The sequence below is a fragment of the Stomatobaculum sp. genome, from assembly GCF_057248925.1.
Map to the genome: position 1 here is coordinate 22,095 of NZ_DBHIHF010000025.1, position 9,641 is coordinate 31,735.

Annotated in this window: 5 protein-coding genes; all 5 read left to right on the top strand. The window is 35.8% G+C overall.

All coding sequences use genetic code 11. From position 1 onward, the window contains the following. The first annotated feature begins 533 nt into the window (after positions 1-533). The gene (locus tag ACO4XG_RS09110) at positions 534-4,121 is read left to right on the top strand and encodes a DEAD/DEAH box helicase (RefSeq protein WP_485129685.1); all 3,588 of its coding nucleotides are present in this window, start codon (positions 534-536) and stop codon (positions 4,119-4,121) included. Continuing rightward, on the top strand, positions 4,102-5,844 hold the full coding sequence (locus ACO4XG_RS09115) for an AAA family ATPase (protein WP_485129686.1): 1,743 nt from the start codon (positions 4,102-4,104) through the stop codon (positions 5,842-5,844). Before ACO4XG_RS09110 ends, ACO4XG_RS09115 begins: the two co-directional genes overlap by 20 nt. A 599-nt stretch (positions 5,845-6,443) precedes the next feature. Continuing rightward, positions 6,444-7,307: a GIY-YIG nuclease family protein gene (locus tag ACO4XG_RS09120; RefSeq protein ID WP_485129687.1), complete on the top strand. Its 864-nt coding sequence runs from the start codon at positions 6,444-6,446 to the stop codon at positions 7,305-7,307. Positions 7,308-7,448: 141 nt separating this feature from the next. Next, a complete protein-coding gene (locus ACO4XG_RS09125; protein WP_485129688.1) occupies positions 7,449-8,243 on the top strand; it encodes a protein-ADP-ribose hydrolase in 795 nt (264 codons plus the stop codon). 194 nt (positions 8,244-8,437) lie between these two features. Continuing rightward, positions 8,438-9,571: a hypothetical protein gene (locus ACO4XG_RS09130; RefSeq protein ID WP_485129689.1), complete on the top strand. Its 1,134-nt coding sequence runs from the start codon at positions 8,438-8,440 to the stop codon at positions 9,569-9,571. Positions 9,572-9,641 lie beyond the last annotated feature (70 nt).

Sequence of the window (9,641 nt, forward strand, 5' to 3'; positions counted from 1 at the left end):
TGTTAATTCGGCTGTCGTGTGTTGGTTGGGCTGGGTATGTGGTCTTCGGCTTAAAGGCCGCAACGAATCTAGGGTTCCGTCATATCTTTTTAATCATCGTTGCACCTGTTGTCTGCTCGTATGATAACGCCGAGCTGCCTCTGCGTTGTTTCCATGTTTAATGGCAAATTCACATATCCGTTTACGAAGTCTCAGTTCTTCGGTTATAATAGGTCTCATAAGAAGGGTCTCCTGTTATCTTGTTGGTTTGGTCACTTGCATTATAACAGAGTTCCTTCTTATTTTTTTATTTCTTTGTCACATATGTCCTGTTCTCTTACACTACTATATTGGTAAATTTTAATATGGTATAAAATAAGTTTATGAATATATTTTTGTGGAAATAGGAGATCATCTGTATTACAATTTAATTATTAATATATAGAAAAATTATCATATACGACAATTTTGATAAGTGTGATTATAGAACTTAGTTTAAATATGTGAGTATTTAAAATATTGATATGTTAATTTATGAGAGGCGGTAATTTGGCATGGAATTATTAGTGTACAAAGGATTTGATGAAGCGTTTTTATCATTATTGACAGATCGTCCATTAGTAGAAAATGATATTTATAAAAAAATAAATGTCTTACAGTTTGATAAATCCTTCAGGAGACAATTACAGAAGGCCTTATTGTCTTTAGAAGAAGGGGATAAAGCTTGGATTACATATGAAGAATATGCTTTGATTAAAAGAGATGTGGATAATGCTATGGATGTAGATGGAGTACAAGTTACTATTTATATAAATAATCTTTATCCCGATTATTATCCTATATCTTTTGATATATCTGATGAAGTGGTATCCGATATAAAAGCGAATCTTGATTCCAATTCGATGGAAAAAGGGCTTAGCGAAGCGTGCATAAGATATTTTGATATTTATGCTAATTTGGTAGAGATAGATGGTACCTTTTTTGGAAGTTTTTACAATTATGAATATGATCAAGGTCTTGCGGTGAGAGTAAGTTCGTATTATCAAAACTATCAGGAAATAAAAAGTACTGAAGAAAGAACGGATATCGATATTTACATTAATGAAGATATAGAGACATATTTGCGAGATTTATCCAGAATTAAAACGATTAATCCATCTGTTATTGGTGTTAAGCAGGGAAAAGGAATCGCTTCTGAGCGTATTTTAAAATCTTTGCAATCTTATTGTAGTGAGTATGGAATTAGTCTTGTCAACTTTAATGAATCTTTGGGTAATTCCCCCAATATAAGGGAAGATCTTATTGATATTGCTAAAAATGACATGGGTATTGATAACTTCCAGGGTTTTAGACATATTAAATTTTACAAAGACCCCGATATAGATAAAGAGGTTATAGAAGTATCACAATCCACTCTGATTCAAGAAATAATTCGTCAAGCAGAAATAGCATATAATGATATAAAAGGGCATTCATTTAGGGATATATTTATTACTGCCTCAACAGGGGCGGGAAAATCTATAATATTTCAGATACCGGCGATTTATCTGGCTAAGCAGTATCATAAATTGACAATTATTATTGAGCCTGTAAAAGCTCTAATGCAAGATCAGAAAGAAAAACTTATTAGAAGTGGCTATAATCGTGTAGCTACATTTAATTCAGATTTAATATCTCAGAATGATAAAGAGGTTGTTCTGAAACAAATAAGAGAGGGAGAAATTGATCTACTATATCTTAGCCCTGAAACACTTTTGTCATATTCTATTGAAACAATTATAGGGGATAGGGAAATTGGATTATTGATAGTGGATGAGGCACACATTGTAACCACATGGGGATTAGGTTTTAGACCTGATTATTGGTATTTAGGTGGATACATAAATAAATTAAGAAATCAGATTCAGACAACAGTTGGGAAAAAAAGAAAAGTATATAAGTTTCCAATTTGTGCGTTTACTGCGACAGCTATTAATGGGGGTGTAGATGATTCAGTTGGTGAGACTATAATCAGTCTATATATGGAGAACCCTATAAAATTTATTGGTTATGTAAAGCGGGATGACATTCATTTTGACATAAAGGTGTGTGAGGAAAAAAAAATATCACAATCTAAATATAGAGAAATGAAAACGCAGAAAATGACTGAGCGGATTAACATCTGGCTTAATAATAATGAAAAGACGATTACTTATTTTCCGTATGCTAAAACAGCGTCTGATGCAGCTCGAGGTAGTGATGCTTTTGGGAAGATAAAACAAGATCAACGCATTGGCGTTTATACTGGTAGGAATGTTGATAATTTGAGTGAAGAAAACTTTAAAGAAAAACGAAAAGAAGTATTTGAACAATTTAGAGTAGGTAGAAAAATTATCATATATGCAACAAAGGCATTTGGCATGGGTATAGATATTGACGATGTAAAAAATGTGTATCATTATGCAGTATCTGGTAATCTTTGTGATTATGTTCAAGAGATTGGACGGGTTGCTCGGAAAAAAGAGATGACGGGGAGAGCTATTACTGATTTCTTTTATAATGATATGACGTATATGAATACCTTATTTGGCATGTCACAAATTAGACAATATCAAATCAGAAAAGTACTTGAAGGAATTTATGATGTTTATAAGAACAAGAATAGATCACGGAATTTTTTGATTTCCCCCACATCCTTTACCTATATATTTAATGGTAAAAATGAAAATCAAAGCATTAATAAACTTAAGACATGTTTATTAATGCTAGAAAAAGATTTCTATGACAAATATAATTTTAAAGTTTTAATCTCTAGACCGCAGGGGATATTTACTAAAGCATATGCCGTTATAGATAAAGAATATGAAAATCAGGTACTTGATGCTTATGGAAAATATTTTGAGCATATTGCTAGTGGGAGAAGTGAAGAACGTCAACCTGATGGAAGCTGTATAAGTGATTGTGGAGATATATTTTTAATTAAATTGAAACAGATATGGGAGGATCGTTATAAAGAAATTTCGTTCCCACAGTTTAAGTATCATTATTTTAATGATAACTCTGCTGGAAGTGATGAAAAACAAATTTTGGGGGATATACGAGAGTATTTGAAACCTAGGCAAAAGGTTAATATTGAGGCCCGTAAGGAAAAAATATTGTTGAGTGAAATTCAAGAAAGCATTTTTGAAGATTTTGAATATATTGGGAATACTTTACATGAAAATTTTGGAAAAAGTTATTTTACATTAGAAGCATTTGGGGAAGTAATTCATACAAAATATGGTAGGTCTCAGGCAAAAATTATTGCTAATTCACTTTTTGATTTAGTTGATCCTAATGGAAAATGTGTTAAGCATAAGATTAATGAATATATGATTGCTTATGGTAATTTTAAGGAACACATGAGAGCTGCAATTAGCAAAGCTCGAATAGTGCGTTTATTTACCCAATGCAATGATACTAGATATTCAAGTTTTATAAGTATTTCAAAAGATAAAAAATCAAATATCGCATTAAAATTACTTTCTATTTTTAATTATATTTCATATGAGATTTTAGGAGGTGAGGAGCCGGAAATTTTTATCCGTTTAAATGATCCTCAAAAGATAAAAAATATTGTAATGGGTAATACTTATTATTCTAATAGTTACGTAAATCAAGCTAAACAAAGACATGAAAGAGATGTAAGTATTTTAAAGAAGTTTTTTATTGAATTGCATACTGATGAGGAACGGTGGGAGTATATTGAGGATTATTTTTTAGGTAATGATGTTCTCCATAAACTGGGATCCAATTTGAACCTCGAAACAAACATAGAGATGTATAAGGTTGTTGATGACAAGAGATCCTACTCGACCTATAAATATAAATCGTGGAAGGATTTGCACCAGTTCTTTGATGATAATGATCGTGTGGTCCTTAATAAGTTAGCTAGGGAAAGAATTGTCATTCCTGAGTATTTGAAAACAACTATAAAGAAGTCAAATTTAGGAGATGATATTCTTATGTCATGGCCTTCTAAAAATACTTTGATTTGCCAACAAGATACTGCGGACCAAGTTATTAATGGTTATATTGATAGAGGTTGGACAGCATATCGAATAGATAGCATTGACGTTAAGGCGTTGAAGGAGTGCTTAGGCGATGGCAATTTATCCAACTAGAGAAGATTTATCTGGGCTCCCATATGCTGAGCTTAGAGTTTATGAGGCACTTGAAAATTTGGGGAATCAATTCTTAGTTTTTCATTCGGTTAGGTGGTTGAAGAAAACCAGAAGATGGGCTGCTACTTGGAAAGAAAATGATTTTCTGATTTTAAATAAACATTTTGGGGCTCTCGTATTGGAGGTAAAAGGTGGGGATATTGAATATAGTGGAGCCGTATTTCGTCAGATTAATACTCGAACAAAAGATGTATTTATTTTGGATCCTAAGAAGAAAAAAGATTCCTTGTCTCAAGCTGTTGATGGGGCATATCATTATAGGGGGATGCTTGAAGAAATTGGAAATACAAGAGACAAAAGTTTGTCGTTGAGTATACGTTTTCCTATTGAAGTTGCAGTATGGTTTCCTAGTTGTGAGATAACACCAAATAAAATGGATAAATTTCCTCTTGCCTATCGTGAAGTAAGGGAAGCTGTTCTTGATATTAATGATTTAAAGAATGTTTCATCAGTGATTTATAGAATTTTTGAATTTTATGGATCCAAGAATAAGGCTAATATTTCAGATGAGGAGTTTAAAACTATTGTTGATGCAATAGCAGCGGACTTCGAATTGATTACAGCTCCTTCCGCGAAGAAGGGTGAGCTTGATTATGAGTTCATAAGATTGACTAAAGAGCAAGCGGGAATACTAGACTATATAGCTGAGCAACGATTTGCAACGATACAAGGTGTTGCTGGAACCGGGAAAACATTAATTGCTAAAGAAGCTGCTAAAATATGGGGAGAAGAAGGTCATAAAGTATTATTTCTCTGCTTTAATAAGTTTCTATATATTTATTTGAGGAAAAACTATCCTTACGAAAACGTAACTTATTATAATATACATTCATTTATTCATTTTTATAGTAAATATAACGGGGATCTGTCGAAAGCAGACATAAGAGCTAAGGTGTTGGAGACTATACTGATAGATGAGTTAAGTTTCCAAGATATAATCATTGATGAGGCACAAGATTTCCATGATTGGGAAATAAATTATTTTAAGACATACGCGGAATGTAAAGAGGGAAGATTTTTAGCTTTTTTTGATAAAAATCAAGTAGTGCAGACAAACGGGGTTCCAAAGTGGATAGAAAATTCAGAATGTAGATTGTTGTTAACGAAAAATTGTAGAAACACTTATGAAATTGCTTTAACCGCATATAATATAATGGATGTAGAGTTAAATCAAAAAAGTAAAATGATTAATGGTCCCAAAACTAAACTTGTCTTTGCAAAGGGAAACCCGATAAATCAGTTGGTTAAACTCATAAAAATTATCACTGGAGATGAATATGGATATGAAATTAGTGATATAGTAATTCTCACACTGAAGACAGAGTCACAGTCTTTTATGAATAATATACATACGATATCTGGGATTCCCGTTAGCACTGAAAAATATAACTCTTCTATTCTTTTTACCACTGCAAAAAAATTTAAAGGGCTAGAAAGTCGAGTTGTTATTATTATAGATATAGATGAGAAAGATTTTTGTGATGCGGGCGAAAAACGAAATTTTTATGTTGCATGCTCAAGGGCTACCCAATTTTTATCATTGGTTATAGAAGATACAAATAAGAAAGTTAAACAGATTGCAAAAACTGTTAATGGACCTAATTTTGCTCCTCAGGGAAAAATAGCAATGAAAGCCCAAGCAGAGATAATTGCTTTAGACTAGTTGAAAAGTATGAATAAATAGCAGGTGTTTTTTTATCTAGAGAAAATACACTTGAAAGTTCTAGAAAACTGAAAAGGTTGATTTTTTAGTGAACTCTTTGTATGAGCTTATATTTGTATCCTTGACACTAAGCCTTGTAATGAGTGTGATATGAAAAACTAGGTGATTGACTTTGTATTCGAATGGGGAAGCGATACCGTATTGGTAGTTTTTTTAGGCGTAATAGCCGTGCTTCCGTAAAATCTATAAAGCAAGAAATATCCGTACGATTTAGAAGACTTCATATGAGAGAAGTAAAGTCACGTTATCAGAAATGTACTGGAAGCTATCCTTTTTATTGCTCCGGCTATATTCTTCGTACCGGGTCTTTGTTTTAAACTATTCGTAAGGAACATACAATTTAGATAAGATATTCACGTGTCGTGGGGAATAAATAACAACAACCCGTAGGAAGGATACCTACGGGCTATCGTGTTGAATGAAAACAAGAAAATTGTGGCAGTTGTGTGTAGGAGAAGGGACCGGTTTATTATAAGGAATACATGGGTATTGCTGTATAGAGCTATTTAATAATGAACACTTTCTGAGGAGGTATATGTATGAAACAGGAAAAGAAGGATAAGCAGGAGTTGCAGGAAGAACAAAAGCCGATTTTGTTGAATGATTTGTTAGGCTTTTCTGAGGAAGAGATGAGTCGAACGAGAGTGAAGTTTAATACATATAACGGGGAAACAGATCCTCTTACACTTTTTATGGAAGGAGATAAGGTGTTAAAAGAAAGGTTACACAAAAATTGGCTGTATCATGTAGGCGAACGGGATAATTTAAAAAATGCCGATATTGCTATTTGTCTAGTGAAAATCAGAGGGAATCATTGGCTTCTTACAACAGTTGATGATTTTAAGAAGGATGAAAACGGTGAATATACAGGAATTCCTAAGGAGAAGTATGAACAATATTTCGGCAGAACTATTATAGAATATACACTGACCGGACGAACGATTGTAAGACACTTTGATCGGTATGCCGCCGAACTTAAAGTACGACAGATCTTGCCGGGAAAATATGATAATGACGACTTTCCCGGTTATGATAACGTAAAACTTTCGTATTCAGACCTAAAGCGTGTCATCGTAAGGAAAGATTGGAGTGCGGCTCTCGGGAATCAAAAAGCTGTGTATCTCATAACAGATAAAAAGACCGGCAAGTTATATGTAGGGTCGGCTACGGGTGAAGAAATGTTATTGCAAAGATGGAGTCAGTATGCTGACGACGGTCACGGCGGCAATAAAAAATTAGAAGAATTGGTTAAAGATGAAGGCATTGGTTACGTAGAAAATAACTTTCAGTATTCTATTCTAGAGAACTATAACGGGAGAATTGATGACAAAATTGTTTTGAGACGAGAATCATGGTGGAAAGAAGTCTTGCAGAGTCGTCAGCACGGATATAATGCCAATTAAACTTTGTATACCTACGATTTGCAGATAAAACTGATGTTACGGGAGGTTCTTATGAAGTATTTGGAGTACGGGTTTAGACCCTTATATCATAATTTTTGTATTTTTTAGCTTGCGGATAAGATAAAAGAAGAGGCGACAGTTATGACACAGGATGAACGGTTGGATTTTTTAATAGAGGCTTTTAGGGCTGAGTTCAAGGAATATGAAAAGCTCTGTGTACCTGCAGATAGAGACGGCAAACGGAAATTTTTGCGAGCTCTCATGAATGTTCGTATGCCCGGACCCATGAGTGCTGAAGTATTGGCTGTCCAAGATGCGTATTTGCGTGAGCGGGCTGAGGAGAAGGGGATTATAGGACTCCAGGACATTCCCGTTATTCGCAACGGTTTGTCTGTTTGGCAAGGTGATATAACGCGACTTGCTGTCGATGCGATTGTCAATGCGGCTAATTCGGCCATGCTCGGGTGCTTTGTGCCGGGCCATAATTGTATTGACAACTGCATTCAAACTTATGCAGGGGTTCAAATGCGGGCAGAATGTGACAGGCAAATGAAGTTATTAAAGCAAGAATACGGGCAGAGCTATGTACAGCCTACGGCTATACCGCTACTTACGGACGGGTATAATTTACCGGCTAAGAAGGTTGTTCATATTGTCGGGCCTGTCGTAATGGGGCCTCTTACACAAAAGCATAAAACGGAGCTTGCCGCTTGTTATACAAACACTCTGGATTTATGTATGCGTGAAGGTCTAAAAAGTCTTGCTTTTTGCTGTATTTCTACAGGCGTGTTTCATTTTCCTAACGAGGAGGCGGCAGAGATTGCCGTGAATACCGTCAGAGGTTGGCAGGAAACGCATGGGAATGCTATGGAACGCATTATTTTTAATGTGTTTAAGGATGAAGATAAAAAGTGTTATGAAACCCTCATGCGGTAAAGACTGCTAGATAAAAGCATAGATCGCGATGCCTTAGAGAAAGTAGTGATGCGTTGTAGGTAGTTCAGTAACATGCTTTTCCGTTTCTTACGGATAACTACATGAACCGATGTTCAGTCAGACTTAAATTTGATATATTTAAAGGCGAAATGGAATCCGTATCTTTCAGATTAAGAGGTAAAGCAGGTGACGGCATGGAAGGGAACTTTGAAAACGGTATGATCCGGAAAATAGAGATTGATACGAGTCTTCCTTGCGGAGAGTCTTCGGGTGACGGTTGTGAATTTCGCCAGCAATTGACGATAGGCTTGGACGGAACGGTACGTATACAGCGGTGCGGGTATGTGGGTAACAATAAGGTGTTGTTAGAAGACCGGACCCTTACGATGCTCGGTGGTGCTGCGGAAGTGCTGTTTTCTTCTTTTGAAGAGTGTGAATTTCCTGAGACGGAATATCCCTTGGATATCAGTGGGGGCATTTACGATGTAAAATTGACCGATACGGACGGCAGTGAATCACGTTATATCGGACGATTGGGAACGGATTTGTTCAGCGACGACAAAAGTTTATCCGATTGTGTTCGTGAAAAAACGGGAATTTCCAATTTATGGGTTTTTGACGGGAACCGTGATTGTATTACGTATTTGAAGATAGAATATGAGCGGACGACGACTGTCTGTGTTACGGATATTGATGTTGAGCCGCTAAAGTGGACGTATAATGAAGTCTTGACGGTGGATTATGAGACACAGACTGTAGAAATTTCCCGTAAAATTGCAGACGGTTGCCGCGTGACGAACAGTTATTACGTCGAAGACGGCGTGCGTCGGTTGCTGAAGAGTCTCGATGCGGACGGATTCGATAAGATTGAAGGAAATCCGTCGGATGCCATAGATAATCCTTTGGACCGTCGTCTCTATACGGTAACGCTCATGACGAAGAGACGAGATATGCAGGTGATTGCCGGTTCGTATGATAAACGCAGCTTGCCCGCCATGTGGCCCGATTTGATGAACAAAATCTATTCCTTTATTTCCGCCTACGGAATAGGAGAGCTGTTTGATCGTCATACATATGCCAAGGCGAAGCGCTTGGCTACGGATTTTATTTATTGTCAAGTAGCCTTTTCACGCAGCAGTTATACGTACAGCTATATTGCCGATGAAGACATTTACAGAGAAGGCGATTTGGTCGTCGTTCCCGTAGGTCCGAGTAATGACGAACGGGTTGTGCGCATTGAACGCATCGACTATTATTCGGCCGATGAGGTGCCTTATCCCGTAGAAAAGACGAAACATATTATCAGAAAGTATGAAGAATCGAATTAAGTATGAATTTAACGAACTTGCTTTTTATGAGGGTGAGTGCGTTTGTAGTATAATAACAGTTGAAAGCGAA